We start from the raw sequence: 16,515 nt of genomic DNA on the forward strand, positions 1-16,515 counted from the left end.
CGCCATCGCAATGGGTCCGCCGCTGCTCCTGGGGTTGCTGGGCGCCCGGATCTGGTCGGACCGTCCGGTGGCCGCGCGTTGCTGGCCGCCGGTCGGATCGCCGACCGCGATCACGACCACCAAAGCCGCGGTCAGTAACACTGCCCACACCCACTCCGCGCGGGTGACGGGGTGGCGGCTCATCCGCGCGTAAATCGGCAGGGCGAACAGCAGCGCTGTCACCTGCAGCGACATCACCAACAGCACCGAGCCCTTGTCCAGGGCCGCAGCCAGCAAGATGTAGCTGGCGATGTCGCCGAGACCGCCCATCCACCACCGCGTGTCGCGCAACAACATGCCGAAGAGCGCCAGGTGGCCAACGGGTTTGTCGGTGACCTCCTGGGCGGATCGCTGACGGACCACGTTGCCGATCGCGGACGCCAGCGCGGCGCACAGGGCGAGAATCGCCGCCAAATCAGCCCTCGACATGCCACTAATCTAGTCGGGCCCCGGCAAACCGCCCGCCGAGCGCGGTTCAGAGCGGGAACGCGGTACCGGTGAGCTCTTCGGACAGGTCCCACAGCGCCAGCGCGGTGCCGGCCCGTTTGGCCGGCCAGTTACGCCAAGTCGGCTGGGTGCGGCCGTACAGACCGAAACGCGGGCCGACGAAGGTGTCGCCCGGCAGGTCCTGCGACACCGCGTACAGCGTCTGGCGGGCGCCGAAGTCGGCGTCGGTGGACACAATCCGGTCGACGGCCAACACCGCTGCGTCGCCCAGCTTTCGGCCGGAGTTGCCTTGCAGGTTCGTGTGCGACCAGCCGGGGTGGGCGGCCAGCGCGCGCAGCGAAGAACCGGCGGTGTCCAGACGCCGCTGCAGTTCGCTGGTGAACAGCAGATTGGCGAGCTTGGACTGGCTGTACGCCAGCCACGCCGAATACGGGCGGGACTTCCAGTTCAGGTCTTTGAGGCTGATGTAACCGAAGTGGTGCATCAGCGAGGACACCGTCACCACCCGGTCGGTCAGCTTGGGCAGCAGCAGGTTGGTCAACGCGAAGTGGCCGAGGTGGTTGGTGCCGATCTGGCCTTCGAAACCGTCGGCGGTCACCGCATAGTTGGTGGCCATGATGCCGGCGTTGTTGACCAGCACGTCCAGCGTGGCCATTTCGTCTGCGAAGCGCCGCACCGAGCCCAGGTCCTGCAGATCGAGCTGGCGCACCTCGACGTCGCCGGCCATCCGCTCGGCGGCGGACTTGCCCTTCTCCGTGTTGCGCACGGCCAGGATGACGCGGGCCCCGGCCCGCGCCAATTCACGCGCCGTGACCTCGCCCAGGCCGGCGTTGGCCCCCGTGATCACGACGGTGCGTCCGGCGAACGAAGGCAGGTCTGCTGCGGTCCAACCAGGCATGCAGCCCACCCTAACTACGTGATCTCAATCGCCGTCCGGCCGCAGGTATCGTGCGTGGGATGGCCAGCGGAACCTCACCTGGACGTCCCGGATGTATCTAGGGGTCATCGTCAATCCGCTCGCGCGCAGGAATCGTCGTGGGCGGGGCAACCGCGTCGCGGAGTTACGCCGCATCGTCGGCCCGCGGGGCGAGGTGCACGAAACCGCCTCGATCGAGGACCTCGGCAAGACCCTGGACCGGCTGCATCCCCGGGTGACTCACCTCATCGGCGACGGCGGCGACGGCGCGCTGCACTGGCTGATCAACGAGATCGAGCGTTGCGAGAGCGACCCCGAGCGCTGGCCGACCTTCGTCCCCACCAACGGCGGCAGTGTCAACGCCGTCGCCCGCAAGGCGCGCGTCCGCGGCCGGCCCGATGCCATCATCCGATCGCTGGCGGCCGCCGCCGAGGCGGATCGGCCCCCGCCCGAGATGCGCCTTGACACCCTGCGACTCGACGGTGAGACCGCCGACGGCGCCGCGTTCCATCGTCTGTGCTTCGGGCTGGCCGCCGGGGGCGTCGGGAACCGGTTCTACGACATGTATTACGGCAAGCCCGACCATGGTCGCGGGGAAGTCGTCCGGGTGATCGGTCGCTCGTTCCGCGACTACCTCGGTACCAAAGTCGGCCGTTCACAGAACTCCAATTACGCGTCCGTGCTGTTCGCCCCGACGCGCGCCCGGGTCGTCATCGACGGCGTGGAGGTTCCGACGCGAATGCACCGCGTGCTGCACGCCGGCGCCATCGACCTGCGCATCGGCGGGCCGTTCCGGCTCTTCCCGAAGGCCGAGAAGCCCGGCGCGTTGCACTTTCAGGCCGGCGAGGTGCGGCCCTCGCGAATCGTTGTGCAGCTACCCGCTGCGCTCACCAACGGCACGCTCAGGGGTCGCGGGGTGCGCGACGTCAATGGCCGCGAAATGGTCATCGAGGCCGACGGCGAGCCGCTCTCCCCGATCATCGACGGCGAACGGTTCGTCGGTATCACTCGGCTGGTGGCCCGCGCCGGGCCGCTCATCCGCGTCGCCCAGACCGGCTGACTCCGCATCTCAGTAGATCCGCACCGCAGAGACCCCGGACCGTGGCGGAAATCACTTGCCTGCGCCATCCGGAAGCCGAGGATTTCAAATCGTTTGGGTGCGGATGTGCCCTTTGCGATGGCGATACGAAATGTCGGCGGAATTGCGCACACATTCGAAGGCGAGAATTCAGGACTAACGCAAATCCGTATCTCAGTATTCGCGCGCATGCTGAGCGCTAGAGTAACCAAACCCACTGGTTAGGCTGGCAACTGACATACTGAAGTCCGTAGTTGCGGACCTGGCTTCCGCGCAATGCGCGATCCGAGATAAGCCTTTCCTGTGAAAGTAATGTGCAGCGCTGGAAAAGCCTCCGCCCGCTTTGCCTGGCATCCATTAGCGGCGCTACATTGGGCTTTATCGATTGATCCCAAAGTTCTTATCGCCCATAGTGACCCGGAAGGGGGTGGCTCCTGCGATGGAGACGCTCATTGATCACCTGCACATGCGGGAAGCGCTGACTCCGGACAAGACCCTCTTCCGGTTCGTCGACGACGAAGGTCGCGAGCAGGAGCACTACACCTACCAGAGTTTCGCCGAGCGGACGCGTGAGTTGGCCGCGTACCTGTCGGCGGAGGCCGGGCTGCGCCCCGGAGATCGCGCGCTGTTGGTCTACCCGCCGGGTCTGGAGATGGTCGCGGCGTTCTATGCGTGCGCCCGCCTTGGGGTGGTCGCCGTGCCGGTCAGCCCCCCGCTGCCGATGTCGTTCGAGTCGGGGCTGGCCAAACTGAGCTTCATCGCGCGCGACTGCCAGGCCAAGGCGGTGCTGTCGACCAAGCAGTTCGAGTACGACTACCGCCTGCTCCTCAACCACCTCGACGAGGGGTCACCCTGGCCGGACGCCCAGCGGCCCCCGGAACTGCCCTGGTACGGAACCGACGGCACGCAGGACTTCGGCGGCACTCCCGTTCCCGACACGCCTGGACCGGTGCTCTTCCTGCAGTACACGTCCGGCTCCACCAGCGACCCCAAGGGTGTGGTGGTCAGCCACGCCAACGTCATCGCCAACGCCTCGGCCTTTACGGGCGGCGAGGTGCTGGTCAGCTGGCTCCCGCAACACCACGACATGGGCCTGATCTCCGCGTACCTGTTCATCCTGCTGGTCGGCGGGACGACACACGCGATGTCCCCACTTGACTTCCTGAAGCGGCCGTCGGCCTGGCTGCGGCTCATCAGTGACGTGCGCGCCACCCACACGCCGGTGCCCAACTTCGCCCTCGAGTTGTGCCTGCGCGAGGACAAGCTGCCCACGTCTGAGCTCGCCGGGATCGACCTGAGCAGCCTGGAGAGCATCGTCGTCGGCGCGGAACCGCTGCGCGCCAGCACCTTTACCCGATTCCGGCAGCGTTTCGCCCCCTACGGCCTGGAGCCCAACGCGCTCACGGGTGCGTACGGCATGGCCGAGAACACCCTGATCGTCTCGCTTCGCGGGCGCCAGACGCTGGCGCTGAACAAGCGCGCGCTGGAGAACAACCTCGCGCGGGTCGAAAAGGCCCAGCCAGAGAACAGCAACCAGGCTCCGGTGGTGAGCTGCGGCAAGCCCATCGACGGCAACGTCGTGCGCATCGTCGATCCGGAATCCGCGCAGGCCCTCGGCGAGGGCCGGGTCGGCGAGGTCTGGCTGGACGGGCCGTCCAAGGGCGGCGGCTACTGGAACCGCCCGGAGCTGAGCGCGGAGGCCTTCGCGGCCCGCATCCCCGGCGACACCGAGCACACCTACCTGCGGACCGGCGATCTCGGCTTCCTCTACGAGGGCGAGCTGTTCGTCTGCGGCCGAAGCAAGGACCTGATCATCGTGCGCGGCGTCAACTGCTACCCCTCCGACATCGAGGGCATCGTGGAGCGGTCGGCCCCGGAGGTCCGCGGCGGCTGCGTCGCCGCCTTCTCGGTGGAGCACGACGAGCAGGAAGTGCTGACCGTGGTGGCCGAGGTCCGCGGAGAGCACGCGCTCCCCGACGGCAAGGCCCTGGCGCGGGCCGTCCGGCGGCACGGCCACATCGACCCGCACACCATTGCGTTCGTGCCGCCGCACAGCATCCCCAAGACCACGTCGGGCAAGATCAGGCGCTCGTCGACGCGCCAGCTCTGGCTGGACGGCAAGCTGCCCGTCCTGTCGACCTACACGCACCAGCCCCATGACCGGGCCGAGGTGAACCCCGGGCCGCTGGACCGGTTCCGCAACCTGATCGAGAGCTACGACCTGACCGGTGACGAGGACTGCTCCTTCGCGGACCTCGGCATCGACTCGCTGGCGCTCGCCGAACTGCGCGCCGACCTGCAGGCCCTGCTGGAAGAGCACGGCGCGGGGGAGCTGGCCGAGGAGGTCAACACGCGCCTGCTGCAGCGACTGACGGTGGCCGAGTTCTTCCGCCTCATGCGGCAGTTCGGTGAAGGGTCCGGGCAGCCGCTGGACGCGCTGCGACGGGCACTGGAACAGATTTCGGCCGAGTACGAGGCCTACGAGATGTCGCGGATGCGTGCCGACGCACAACTTCCGCTGCCGGCGCTGCCGCCGGCGCGCTCGGGCGCGCCCAGCGACATCCTGCTGACGGGCGCGACCGGGTTCCTGGGGCCGTTCCTGGTCAGCAGCCTGCTCGGCCGGACGTCGTTCACCGTCCACGCGCTGGTTCGCGCGACCGACGAGGCGCACGGCCTGGACCGGATCGTCGCGTCGCTGCGCAAGGCGCGGCTGTGGACGCCGGCCCTGGAAGCCGAGGTCCGCAAGCGGGTGCGCGTGGTCTGCGGTGACCTCGCCGCGCCGCAGCTGGGTATCGGTGAGCCGGGGTTCCAGAGGCTGGCCGAGAGCATCGACGCCATCGTCCACAACGGCGCCCTGGTCAACTACGTCAGGACCTACGACGCCCTGCGGCCCGCCAACGTGATCGGGACGCACGAGCTGTTGCGGCTGGCCATGACGGCGCACCGCAAAACCTTCCACCTGGTCTCCAGCACCTTCATCTACGGGTGGAGCGTCAAGCCGGTGGTCGGGGAGTCCGACGCGAACCTGGAGATGAACGCCCTGGACTTCGGCTACTCGCAGACCAAGTGGGTCGCCGAGCAGCTGGCCTTCGCCGCCCAGCGGCAGGGGCTCGACGTGCGCATCTTCCGGCCTTCGTTGATCTCACCGACCAGTGCGGGGTTCGGCAGCCAGGACGACATCCTGGTGCGCACCATGGCGTTCATGATCGAGCACGGCGTCGCCGCCAACGCGCTCAACCAGCTCAGCCTGCTGCCGGCGGACCTGATCGCCGACCACATCGTCGCGCTTATGGACGTGCCGGCCGAGGCCGGCTCGGTGTGCGGCAACGTTTTTAATATGACCGCGGACGATTACTACAACATGACCGACATCACCCGGGTCCTTACCGAGCGCTACGGCTACCGCTTCGACTACCACGACATCCCGTCGTTCGTCGCCGAGATGAACCGGCGCTGCACGCCGCGGGATCCCATCTACCCGCTGGTCGATTTCCTCACCCGCTCGGCGGACAAGATCGCGGCGATGCGGGACAAGCGCTACGGCAACAGCCAATACCAGAGTGCGCGCGCGCTGGCCGCGGTCCGCCTGCGTGAGCCGGCGCTGGCGGACACGGTCGAGAATCTCGTCCGGTTCTTGCGCAGTGAGCGCCTGATCACCGAGGCTGAGGCCGAGGCGCAACGCAGCGCTTAGCCGTAAGGGGGTCTTCTATGTTCACCGTCGACGATCAGGCGACGGGTCCGCATGACGCGTCGCTCGACCATGAGCGGATCGTCCTGCAGGCGCGCGACGTCGACTTCGACTGGGCGAAGCTGCCGTTCTACTACGTGCCCAACGAGCCCTTCACCACGCACTTCTGCAACGTGCTGCACCTGCTGCTGCCCGCGGGCGAGGAGTTCATCGTCGACGCGTTCAAGAACACGTTGCCGATGATCAAAGACGACCAGCTGCGGCTGGACGTGCAGGGTTTCATCAGCCAGGAGGCCATGCATTCCCAGGCGCATTCGGGGGTGCTGGACCATTTCGCGGCCAACGGCGTCGACGTCACGCCGTTCACCGACCAGATGCGCTGGCTGTTCTCCCAACTCATCGGGGACCGGCCCGGATGGGGCCGGCGGCGGCGCCAGAGCTGGCTGCTCGAGCGGGTGTCGATGGTGGCGGCCCTCGAGCACTACACCGCCATCCTGGGCGAATGGATCCTCGACACCCCGCAACACGACGCGCTCGGCACCGACCCGGTGATGCTGGACCTGCTGCGCTGGCACGGAGCGGAGGAGGTCGAGCACAAGGCGGTGGCGTTCGACACGATGAAACACCTGCGCGCCGGCTACTGGCGGCAGGTGCGCACCCAGCTGCTGGTGACGCCCGCGCTGCTGTGGTTGTTCATTCGCGGCGTGCGGTTCATGTACTCGGTCGACCCGTACCTGCCGCCGGGCACCAAACCGCGCTGGCGCGACTACTTCAGCGCGGCACGGCGTGGCCTGGTGCCCGGCCCCTTCCAGTTCCTGCGGGTCATCGGCGCCTATTACACGCCGAGTTTCCACCCCTCCAAACTCGGCGGAGTCGGGCGCGCGGTGGACTACCTGGCCCGGTCACCAGCCGCCCGCGCGGCGCACTGAGCTCCGGGGTTAGCGCGAATGACCCAGTGCAGCAACGTAATCGCCTCCGACGGCGTGTCCCTTGCGGTCCACGCCCACTCGGAGATCGACCGCGGGCGCCCGACCATCCTGGCGATTCACGGCTACCCGGATAACCACCACGTGTGGGACGGAGTCGCTGAACAGCTCGGCGGGCGCTACAACTTCGTGGCCTTCGACGTGCGCGGCGTCGGTGCATCGTCCAGGCCGGCCAGGCGCTCGGGATACCGCCTGCCCCAACTGGTTTCCGATATCGGCGCGGTGATCGACAGCCTCGGCGTCGAGCGGGTGCACCTGGTGGCCCACGACTGGGGTTCCATCCAGGCGTGGTCGGCGGTCACCGATGATGCGGTGATGCGCCAAGTCGCCTCATTCACGTCGATTTCGGGCCCGCACCTGAACTACGCGGGCAAGTTCCTGCGGTCCGCGCGCACCCCCCGCGGCGTCTTCGATGTGCTCAAGCAGGCGCTGGCGTCGACGTACATCTGGTTTTTCCTGTGTCCGGTGGTGCCCGAGCTGGCGATCTGGTCCCAGGCGACCGTGGCGGTCTTCGCGGCGGTCGAACTGATCGGCCGCCCACGCGGCACCCGCCGGCAGCGCGCGGCGCCCACCCGGTCGATCCGCGACTACGTCAACGGGCTCAACCTGTACCGCGCCAACATGCCGGCGCCGTTCCTGGCGCCGGGAAAGCAGCTGCCGGAGACGACCGTCCCGGTGCAGGTGCTGGTGGCGCGCAAGGACTTCTTCGTGTCCCCGCCCCTGCAGCGGTTCACCGGCTCGATACCGGCGCACGGCAGGGTGATCCCGATCGAGGGCGGGCACTGGGTGGTGTCCTCCCATCCCGAGGTCATCGCCCGGCTCACGGCCGAATGGGTCAACCAGGTCATCGACATTCGACAGGCATAGGGAATTCGCGGTGGCACATGCGATTTGGAGTAGCAGACCGGCCGACCTGTACGGTCGCCGCAAGCGCGATCGGCTCTACACGGCGTTGTGGGGAGTCGGCACCCTCTTCGGTGGGTTGGCATCCGCGTCGCGGTGGGACCCGTCGCGGGTCATACCGGTGCCGCGTACCAACACCGCGGTGGTCACCAAGCGCGAAGTCCTCACGCCCGACGTGGTCGCGTTGACGCTCGCCGACGCGCAAGGCGGACTGCTGCCGTCCTGGACTCCCGGCGCGCACATCGATGTCCGGCTGGCTTCGGGCCGCCGCCGCCAGTACTCGCTGTGCGGTCCGCCCGGCCGGCGCACCGACTACCGCATCGCGGTGCGCCGGATCGCCGACGGCGGCGGTGGCTCGATCGAGATGCACGACGCCTTCGACGTGGGCGCCACGCTCGATTTCGAGGGCCCCCGCAACGCGTTCTATCTCGTCACCGATGAGCGCGAGGTGTTGTTCGTGATCGGCGGCATCGGCGTGACACCCATCCTCCCCATGATCCGGCTCGCCCAACATCGCGGAATCGACTGGCGCGCGGTGTATGCCGGGCGCAGCCGGGAGTACATGCCGCTGCTCGACGAGCTCGTGGCGATCGCGCCCGACCGGGTCACGGTGTGGGCCGACGACGAGCGCGGCCGCATCCCGACCGCCGGGGATTTACTCGCCGGGGCCGGGCCGACGACGGCCGTGTACGTGTGCGGGCCGACCGCCATGCTCGAAGCGGTGCGCACGGAGCGCGACCAGCACGCGAACGCGCCCCTACACTACGAACGGTTCGGCCCGCCGCCCGTCATCGACGGTGTCCCGTTCGAGCTGGAACTCGCCCGCTCGGGGCGCGTGCTCGCGGTCCCCGCAAACCGGTCGGCGCTCGACGTCATGCTCGACGACGACCCGAGCACCGCCTACTCGTGCCAGCAAGGCTTCTGCGGCACCTGCAAGGTGAAGGTGCTCGCGGGGCAGGTCGATCGCCGCGGCCGCACCGTGGAAGGCGACGGCGACATGCTGGTCTGCGTCTCCCGGGCCAAGGGCGATCGCCTCGTGATCGACGCCTGATCCACCCGCGGTCGGAGAGGGCAAATCTCAAATCTGAATGGCTCTCTGCAGCAAAACTGCAGCGGTTAGGTGAGCCTTAGTTATCATCGGCAGTCGGGCCGCGTCAACGCAGTGAAGGAATGGGGCAAGGGTGACCGATACCACCACGCCAGTGGCGGAAGAATTCGACGGTCAGCCGTCGGTGTCGCTGCGAGCCCGCGGCCGATGGCTGCGGTGGGGCCTGCTCGCGGTCTGGGGCCCCGGCCTGGTGGTGATGTTGGCGGACACCGATGCGGGGTCGTTGATCACCGCGTCGCAGTCCGGCGCCCAGTGGGGCTACCGGATGGTGCTGCCGCAGCTGATATTGATGCCGATCCTCTACTGCGTCCAGGAGATGACGGTGCGGCTCGGCATCGTCACCAAGCGCGGGCATGGCGCGCTGATCCGGGAGCGATTCGGCCGCGGCTGGGCGTGGCTGTCGGCCTTCACGCTGTTCGCCTCGGCGATCGGGGCGTTGCTCACGGAGTTCGCCGGCGTCGCCGGGGTGGGGGAACTATTCGGCGTCTCGCGGTGGGTCAGCATCCCGGTCGCGACGGCCGCGCTGCTGGCGTTGGCGTTCACCGGCAGCTACCGGCGCGTCGAACGCATCGGCCTGATCGTCGGCGCGGCCGAGCTGGCGTTCCTGGTCGCCATGGTGTTGGCGCGGCCGCGGCTCGATGCGCTGCTGGACGGCATGTCCTCGATGCCGCTGGGCAACTCGTCGTATCTGCTGCTCGTCGCGGCCAACGTCGGCGCGGTCATCATGCCGTGGATGGTCTTCTACCAGCAGGGCGCGGTGGTCGATAAGCATCTGTCGGAGAACACGATTCGGCAGGCCCGCTACGACACGGCCACCGGCGCGGTGCTCACCCAACTGATCATGATCGCGGTGGTCGTCACCATGGCCTCGACGGTAGGGGCGCACGACGGCGGGGGGTCGCTGAACACCGTCGGCGAGGTCGCCAATTCGCTCACCCCGTACCTCGGCCGCACCGGCGGGACGGTCCTCTTCGGGCTGGGCATGCTCGGCGCGGCGCTGGTCGCCGCGATCGTCGCCTCGCTCGCCGGGGCGTGGGGGCTCGCGGAGGTCTTCGGGTGGCGGCACACGCTCAACGAGCGGCCCAACCGCGAGACGGCCAAGTTCTACATCACCTACGCGCTCGCCCACATCGTCGGCGCGGTGCTCGTCCTGGCCAGCGTCGACCTGGTCAACCTGGCCGTCGACGTCGAAGTGATGAACGCCCTGCTGCTACCGATCGTGCTGGGATTGCTGCTGGCACTTGAGGCCAAGGCGCTGCCCGAGCGGTGGCGCATGCGCGGGCCGCACAAATACATCACCTGGTTTCTGTGCCTCGTTGTCATGGGCTTCGGGCTGTACATGGTTCCGCAGGCGCTCGGCTTGATCTGAGCCGTCTACTCGTCGCGGTGCGCCGGGTAGGCGTGCACGAGCGCGCTGTTGAGCTTCGGCACCGCGTGAGTCAGCTCGTGTTCGGCGTCATGAGCGATGCGGTGGGCGTCCTCGAGGCTGGTGTTGGGATCGATGTCGAGTTCCGCATCGGCGTGCAGCTGGTGACCTATCCAGCGCATCCGGATGCTGCGCACGCTGCGGACACCCGGCCGAGCGGCGAGGCATGCCTCGGCGGTGTCGACGAGCCTGGGGTCCACCGCATCCATGAGCCGGCGGAAGATGTCGCGCACGGCCCGGTACAACACTGCCGCGATCGCCACCGTGATGATCATGCCGACGACCGGGTCGGCAACCGGGTAGCCCAGAGCGACACCGACCGCTCCGAAAAGCACTGCCAGCGAGGTGAATCCGTCGGTTCGCGCGTGTAGGCCGTCGGCGACCAGGGCGGCCGAGCCGATCCGGCGGCCGACCCGGATCCGGTAGCTCGCGACGCCCTCGTTACCGAGGAAGCCCACGACGCCGGCCGCCGCGACCCAGCTCACGTGCTCGACGGCGACGGGGTGGATGAGCCGCAGGACGGCCTCGTAGCCGGCGATGATCGCCGACAGGGCGATCATGCCGATGACGAACAAGCCCGCGATGTCCTCGGCGCGCCCGTAGCCGTAGGTGTATCGGCGGGTTGCCGCGCGACGGCCCAGGGAAAATGCGATCCAGAGCGGGATCGCGGTCAGTGCGTCCGAGAAGTTGTGAATGGTGTCGGCGGCCAGGGCGATCGACCCCGACACGACGGCGATGACCACCTGCATGGCGGCGGTCGCGGCCAGGCCGATGAGGCCGATCTTGACCGCCCGGATGCCGACGGCACTGGATTCCAGGGCGGTGTCGACGCTGTCGGCGGCGTCGTGGCTATGCGGGACGAAAAACTGGGCCACGAGGCCGCGGAGTCCATGGGCGTGGTCGTGCCCATGCCCATGGTGGTGGTGGCCGCTCTCCGCGGTCATCGCCACGCTGGCCGCTTACCTGCATGCATACGCAGATAATAGGGCAACCTACCAGCCTCCGCGAACTTCCGGGTAATCGGCAACCTTGCCGGAAAGTCACGACGAGGACGATGATCGTGATTGACGGCTAAGGAGGCTCAATCATGATGCTCAATAGATTCGCCGCCTGGACCGGGCTGATGTCCGCACTGCTCGCATTCGCTGCCCTGCCGATGGCCCTCTTCGCGGCCGGCTCCGGCCATCCGGGCTGGGCGATGGTGGCGGCCGCCGCGTTGCTCTCCTGCGTAGGTCTCGGGGCGGGCGTGGTCGCGGCGGTCGTGCACTACGACCACCGGCATCACCGAAGCACCCCGCACCTCTTCTAGCGGCCCGACGCGTCATCGCCCGAATAAGTTCGGGCGCAACTCATCTCTGTCCGAACTCGCGGGTCCTAAAGAGGCCGTCGTGGAGTCCCCGGGCAATCTGAGCGGGTACGTCGGAACCGGTTCCCGCTGGCGGCTGGCAACGACAGCTCAGGCTACCGAACACATTCGGGTCGGTGCTGGCGGGTGGAGCTAGCCAAACACCGGCGCCGAGGGCGATTGCAATACTGCCGAGGAGTTTCGTAATCACCTGGGAATAGGTCACTTACGGCCTGTCGCCAGGTATGCAACTAGCGCCGCGACCGCGGGTGGACTCAGTCGGTTCGCAGCAGCAAGGCGGCGCCGCGTTCATGTCGCAACCATACCCCCGTAGGGTACCCAAGTCAACGCGACCGTTGCTGCCTCGTCGTTGCAGGTACGCAACTCAGATCGAAAGCAGGTCAGTGGCTTGCGATGTCGCTCTCGTTCCCCAGGGTCCGGACCGCGCCCACGGCGAGCGGTGTCTGCCGCGAACCGCGCAGCTCCGCCGCGAGGTCGTGTTCGAACGCCGGAACTCTTAACCCCCGACGGCGCAACTGTCGATCCAGCGCGGCGACGAACAAGCCCTTGCCCTTGCGGCGGCACCCGAGAACGGCCCGCTCGTTCATCACATCGCGGGTCAAGGCGGCGGCCGGGCAGGCCGCCACCACCTCCAGCGAGGCGCGCATATCCAGGGTCGTGGTCACCCCGCACGACGGCGACGCGCCGATCCCGACGATCCCGGCCACCGTGATCCCGGAACCCTGGTAGTCGGCAACGTCGCGGGCGACCTGCCGCGCCAAGCGGCGATAGACGAGGCGGGTCCACAGCACGAATACGCGCAGCAATGGGCCGCGCAGCGGATACAGCCATCCGCCCTTGGAGTGGTACAGGTGCAGGCTGTGGGGCTTCAATACCCCGCCCCAGGCCAGCCGCTCCGGGCACGGCAGCTGATGAATCGCGTACCCCGCGTTCATCAGCTCCTCGACCACCTCCGACACGGCACCGGGCCGGGTGGCGCCGCCGGCGTAACGCGTGTTCTCGTTCAGCAGGCAGTGCGAGACCAGCACAACCCGCCGGCCGCGTTCGTCGTGCAGTCGGTCGAGCAGCAGCTGCGGTTGCCTGCCACGCATACCGAGAGCATCGACATCCGCGTGACCGTTCAGTAGGGGCCAAGGTCACCGAAGGGTGGTCCTCTTGGTTCTGGTTGGGCGGCGCGCCGCGGGGCAGATTGGGGCCAGGTCGTACCGATGCAGAGTGGAACCAGTGTGCCGATGCTCCAGGAAGTGCTCTTCGAGTCCGGTGGGGTGCGCTGCGCGGCCGATCTCTACCGGCCCGCGACGGTGGCCGACAGGCTCCCCTGTGTGGTGATGGGACACGGCGGCAGCGCCACCAAGCGACTGGGTCTGCCCGCGTACGCGGAGAAGTTCACCGCGGCGGGCCTGGCGGTGCTGGCGTTCGACTATCGGCATTTCGGAGCCAGCGGCGGCGAGCCCCGGCAAGTCATCAACGTCGCCGAACAACAGGACGACTACCGGGCGGCGGTGCGGTACGCACGCGGCCGTGACGACATCGATCCGCGTCGAATTGCCTTGTGGGGAACGTCGCTCAGCGGCGGCCATGTGCTGGCGGTCGCCGCCACCGATCCGGACATCGCCGCGGTGGTGACGCAGGTTCCGCTGATCGACGGCTGGCACCGTGGCCGCGGGCTGCGCGAGCGTCTCAGTTGGGACGTCACGTGGCGGACGCTGCAATTCACCGTCGCAGCGGTGCGCGATGTGGTTGGCGCGAAGTGGGGCCGGGAGCCGTATCTGGTTCCGGTGGTCGCCGATCCCGGCGAGACCGCGGTGTTCACCGAACCCGAGGCGAAGGCAGCGTTCGAGGCGCTGGGCGGCGAAGCCGTGGGCTGGCGCAATGCGCTGGCGCCCCGCATGTTGTTCGCGTTGCCGCGGTATCGCAAAGGGACCGCGGAAAGGCTGCGCATGCCCGTCCTGATGTGCGTGGGTGACCACGACCTGCAAGCGTCACCCAGGTTCGCGGTGCGCATCGCGTCGGGAATGAATAACGTTGAACTGCACCGCTATCCGGTGGGTCACTTTGACGTCTACACGGGCGCGCTCTTCGAGGCGATCAGCTCGGTGCAGTCGGAGTTTCTGCGCCGCCACCTGGGTCCCTGACGAGTTCAGGACCAGGGGCCCGGGAAGCGGCCGTCCTGGTCTTGCACCATCACGATGTCTTTGCAGTCCCCGTTGAGAGCCGCGGCATTCTCGCCGCGGCATACCAGCGTCCAGCCCGATATTCGCGTGAAGGGCCGAACGGACCAAGTGGTCGCAATCGGCTCGGTGGCGGGCAGGGCGAGAACGGCGAACGTGTTGCCGGTGTTGGTGATGTAGAGGTGGTCTTCAAAGAACGCCACCTTGGCAATCGACATCTTCTTCGCGTCGTCCCGCGTCTTCAGGTAATCCCACTGTTGGCCGCGTAGGTTCCACACCCCGAAGCCGAATGGGGAATTGTCCGAATCATGTCCGTCGACAAACAATTTCCCGTCGGACAGCGTCGCGGACAGCCCGCCACCGGGAATGCGGTCGGAGTCGCCGACCTTGATGACGGCCTTGGCGTTCAGGTCATAGAACATCGTCGACAGCGCCGGGGGATTGTAGGAGTCCCAATGCGTGATCTGCACCAGTTTGTTTGGGCCATCCGTCAATTCGGCGTCCACACTCCGGATGTCGTTGTCCTGATAGATCGCCTCTCCGCTGGGCCGGCGCAGCTCGGCGCCCGACGTCTTGGCCGGGTCGGTGTTGCGTTGAAAGGCGAGGACGTCCTGCCACGCACGGCCTGATTGTGGGTCGCTCCACGGCGTCGACAGGTCGGCGCCGGAGAGGATCACGGTCCGGGGCGGTGACGTGGCGCCGTGCCCGTCGGTGAAGGCGTTGGTCCACGCCACTCCCGTCGCGGTGGAGGCGAGCCCCCAGTCCTTCGCCGCGGTGAACTTGAGGTCCGGGGTGGGCGGCTGCAGTTCTTTGGTCGCCAACGGTTGACCCGCCTTGAAGTCGTAGGCATAGGCGGTCGCCTTGGTGACTGCGGGTTGTTGCGCCTGGGCGGGTTTGATGGTCGTGACGATGTAGACGACCCTCATGTCGTCCGCTGTGCCCGTCAGCGCGCAGATGGCGCCGGTGAGGTTCTCGCCCGCGGCGACCGCCGGAACGGCCGGCGCGATGTATTGACCGGTTTTCGGATCGAAGATTTTCGGGCGGATGTCCTCGAGCGCGGTTTTGCCCGCCGAAAGTTTGTCCGGGCAACCGAAGTACGCCGTACCGCCGTAGCTTTTCCAATCCTTCTCCAGCGGACCGGTTATCGCGGCCGGTGCTGGGGCGGCGCTGGTGGCGGTTTTCGAAGAAGTCGAGGTGGTCGGGGTCGCCGCGGGCGGGGACGCGGTTTCCGCACAGGACGCGACGGCCAAACAGGTGACCGCCGCGACGAGGGCAAGCCCGACTTTGGGCACAGTTTGCCCAGTGAACGCCCGCATCGGAAAACCCCCGTTAAGTTCGTGTAACCAACGAGCGTAAGGCGGGCCGGGACTAACCGCGACTTATGTCAGGGGGTCTTCGTCACACCAGGCGAGGGACCGGCTACCGGTCGAACTCGATGGGCAGGCTTTTCGGCCCGCTGAGGCTCACCATCGGTTTCCATGGCACCGGCCCCGCGGTGCGGGGGTTGAGCAGGCGGCCTGCGATGACGTTGAGCGCCTCGGCGATCTCCCGGCGGGCCAGATTGGCCCCCAGGCAGTAGTGCACGCCGCCGCCGAAGGTCAGGATGGGCGGCGCCCCCTCGCGCGTGATGTCGACCCGGTCGGGCTCGTCGTACACCGCCGGGTCGCGGTTGGCCGCGGCGGTGTTCACCAGGACCATCGTGCCGGCGGGAAAGAGGTAGCCGTCCAGCTCGGCGTCCTCGACCACCAGGCGAAGGGTCCCGCACGCGATCGGCGAGTGGCGCATGGTCTCCTCGACCGCGCGCATCGCCAGTTCGGGGTGATCCTTGAGCAGGCCCCATTGCTCCGGGTGCTCGCAGAGGACGTGCACCGAGGCGGCCACCTGGTTGCGGGTGGTGTCGGTCCCCGCCAGCAGGAGGCCGCCCGCGAGCATCCGCAGTTCGGCGGTGTTCAGCCGGTCGCCCGAAAAAGTGGGGTCCTCGGCGCGAATCAGGTCGGAGAGCAGGTCATCGGTCAGGCTGTGCCGTCGCCGCGCGACCATGTCGTCGACGTAGGCGTCGAGCTGGTGCCACGCGTTCATGACGACGGGCTCGACGGCCCGCAGGTCGACGCTGAAGCTGAAGGCCTTGAAGACGTCGTCCGCCCACGCCGAGAACTGTTGCCAGTCCTCGCGCGGAGCGCCGAGCAATGCGCAGATGATCGGGACGGGGTAGGGGCGCGCGAGGTCGGTGACGACGTCGCAGCGGCCCGCGTCGATGACCGCATCCACCAGCTCGTTCATCACCGCGACCATGGTGTCGTGCAGCCGCAGGGTCGCGCGGGGAGTGAACGCCTTGGACGTCAGGCTGCGCAGCCGGTGGTGCGCGTCGCCTTCCAGGCACAGCAGGC

14 protein-coding genes are annotated in these 16,515 nt (G+C 67.8%); 8 read left to right on the plus strand and 6 right to left on the minus strand.

Translation table 11 applies throughout. The features are described 5' to 3' along the window. Both A5711_RS11860 and A5711_RS11865 read right to left on the minus strand, forming a co-directional pair. Window positions 1–468: DMT family transporter (locus A5711_RS11860; protein ID WP_231987467.1), on the minus strand; the 468-nt coding region annotated here is incomplete at its 3' end. Between the two features lie 46 nt (window positions 469–514). Beyond that, complete coding sequence (locus A5711_RS11865; RefSeq protein WP_067946638.1) at window positions 515–1,384, minus strand: oxidoreductase; 870 nt, start codon at window positions 1,382–1,384, stop codon at window positions 515–517. Window positions 1,385–1,475: 91 nt separating this feature from the next. Between A5711_RS11865 and A5711_RS11870 the strand changes: the two genes are divergently transcribed. The 6 genes from A5711_RS11870 to A5711_RS11895 all read left to right on the plus strand — a co-directional run bounded on the left by A5711_RS11870 (window position 1,476) and on the right by A5711_RS11895 (window position 10,534). Beyond that, window positions 1,476–2,462, plus strand: a complete 987-nt coding sequence (locus A5711_RS11870; protein WP_067946640.1) for a diacylglycerol kinase family protein — start codon at window positions 1,476–1,478, stop codon at window positions 2,460–2,462. 457 nt (window positions 2,463–2,919) lie between these two features. Next, complete coding sequence (locus A5711_RS11875; protein ID WP_067946642.1) at window positions 2,920–6,171, plus strand: thioester reductase domain-containing protein; 3,252 nt, start codon at window positions 2,920–2,922, stop codon at window positions 6,169–6,171. A gap of 17 nt (window positions 6,172–6,188) precedes the next feature. Continuing rightward, the gene (locus A5711_RS11880) at window positions 6,189–7,097 is read left to right on the plus strand and encodes a metal-dependent hydrolase (protein ID WP_067946644.1); all 909 of its coding nucleotides are present in this window, start codon (window positions 6,189–6,191) and stop codon (window positions 7,095–7,097) included. An 18-nt stretch (window positions 7,098–7,115) separates the two neighbouring features. Beyond that, window positions 7,116–8,021 (plus strand): alpha/beta fold hydrolase, encoded by a 906-nt coding sequence (locus A5711_RS11885; RefSeq protein ID WP_067946646.1) that lies wholly within the window; start codon window positions 7,116–7,118, stop codon window positions 8,019–8,021. A gap of 10 nt (window positions 8,022–8,031) precedes the next feature. Further along, window positions 8,032–9,108, plus strand: a complete 1,077-nt coding sequence (locus tag A5711_RS11890; RefSeq protein WP_067946649.1) for a PDR/VanB family oxidoreductase — start codon at window positions 8,032–8,034, stop codon at window positions 9,106–9,108. A 130-nt stretch (window positions 9,109–9,238) separates the two neighbouring features. After that, window positions 9,239–10,534: an NRAMP family divalent metal transporter gene (locus A5711_RS11895; RefSeq protein ID WP_067946651.1), complete on the plus strand. Its 1,296-nt coding sequence runs from the start codon at window positions 9,239–9,241 to the stop codon at window positions 10,532–10,534. 5 nt (window positions 10,535–10,539) lie between these two features. Here A5711_RS11895 and A5711_RS11900 read toward each other — a convergent pair whose 3' ends face one another. Beyond that, on the minus strand, window positions 10,540–11,535 hold the full coding sequence (locus A5711_RS11900) for a cation diffusion facilitator family transporter (protein ID WP_067946663.1): 996 nt from the start codon (window positions 11,533–11,535) through the stop codon (window positions 10,540–10,542). Window positions 11,536–11,678: 143 nt separating this feature from the next. Here A5711_RS11900 and A5711_RS11905 point away from each other — a divergent pair, with 143 nt between their 5' ends. After that, window positions 11,679–11,900, plus strand: coding sequence for a hypothetical protein (locus A5711_RS11905; protein ID WP_067946652.1), 222 nt, complete (start codon window positions 11,679–11,681; stop codon window positions 11,898–11,900). A 437-nt stretch (window positions 11,901–12,337) separates the two neighbouring features. Here A5711_RS11905 and A5711_RS11910 read toward each other — a convergent pair whose 3' ends face one another. Next, complete coding sequence (locus tag A5711_RS11910; protein ID WP_067946655.1) at window positions 12,338–13,048, minus strand: 2-thiouracil desulfurase family protein; 711 nt, start codon at window positions 13,046–13,048, stop codon at window positions 12,338–12,340. 117 nt (window positions 13,049–13,165) lie between these two features. Here A5711_RS11910 and A5711_RS11915 point away from each other — a divergent pair, with 117 nt between their 5' ends. After that, window positions 13,166–14,092: an alpha/beta hydrolase gene (locus tag A5711_RS11915; protein WP_067946656.1), complete on the plus strand. Its 927-nt coding sequence runs from the start codon at window positions 13,166–13,168 to the stop codon at window positions 14,090–14,092. Between the two features lie 5 nt (window positions 14,093–14,097). Here the strand turns inward: A5711_RS11915 and A5711_RS11920 are convergent, their stop codons facing one another. Together A5711_RS11920 and A5711_RS11925 are read right to left on the minus strand one after the other, a co-directional pair. Beyond that, window positions 14,098–15,444 carry a hypothetical protein gene (locus A5711_RS11920; RefSeq protein ID WP_067946659.1) on the minus strand — a complete coding sequence of 449 codons (1,347 nt, stop codon included), beginning with the start codon at window positions 15,442–15,444 and terminating at the stop codon, window positions 14,098–14,100. A 103-nt stretch (window positions 15,445–15,547) separates the two neighbouring features. Beyond that, window positions 15,548–16,515, minus strand: a 968-nt coding sequence (locus A5711_RS11925) for a cytochrome P450 (RefSeq protein ID WP_067946661.1), incomplete at its 5' end; no start/stop codon positions are given.

Origin of the sequence: Mycobacterium sp. E2238 (assembly GCF_001672665.1) — a bacterium.
GTDB lineage: Bacteria > Actinomycetota > Actinomycetes > Mycobacteriales > Mycobacteriaceae > Mycobacterium.

Coding starts and splice junctions, on each gene's coding strand:
- A5711_RS11915 (WP_067946656.1), top strand. CDS start 13,166: ATGCAGAGTGGAACCAGTGTGCCGATGCTCCAGGAAGTGCTCTTCGAG.
- A5711_RS11900 (WP_067946663.1), bottom strand. CDS start 11,535: ATGACCGCGGAGAGCGGCCACCACCACCATGGGCATGGGCACGACCAC.
- A5711_RS11920 (WP_067946659.1), bottom strand. CDS start 15,444: ATGCGGGCGTTCACTGGGCAAACTGTGCCCAAAGTCGGGCTTGCCCTC.
- A5711_RS11885 (WP_067946646.1), top strand. CDS start 7,116: ATGACCCAGTGCAGCAACGTAATCGCCTCCGACGGCGTGTCCCTTGCG.
- A5711_RS11910 (WP_067946655.1), bottom strand. CDS start 13,048: ATGCGTGGCAGGCAACCGCAGCTGCTGCTCGACCGACTGCACGACGAA.
- A5711_RS11865 (WP_067946638.1), bottom strand. CDS start 1,384: ATGCCTGGTTGGACCGCAGCAGACCTGCCTTCGTTCGCCGGACGCACC.
- A5711_RS11905 (WP_067946652.1), top strand. CDS start 11,679: ATGATGCTCAATAGATTCGCCGCCTGGACCGGGCTGATGTCCGCACTG.
- A5711_RS11870 (WP_067946640.1), top strand. CDS start 1,476: ATGTATCTAGGGGTCATCGTCAATCCGCTCGCGCGCAGGAATCGTCGT.
- A5711_RS11880 (WP_067946644.1), top strand. CDS start 6,189: ATGTTCACCGTCGACGATCAGGCGACGGGTCCGCATGACGCGTCGCTC.
- A5711_RS11875 (WP_067946642.1), top strand. CDS start 2,920: ATGGAGACGCTCATTGATCACCTGCACATGCGGGAAGCGCTGACTCCG.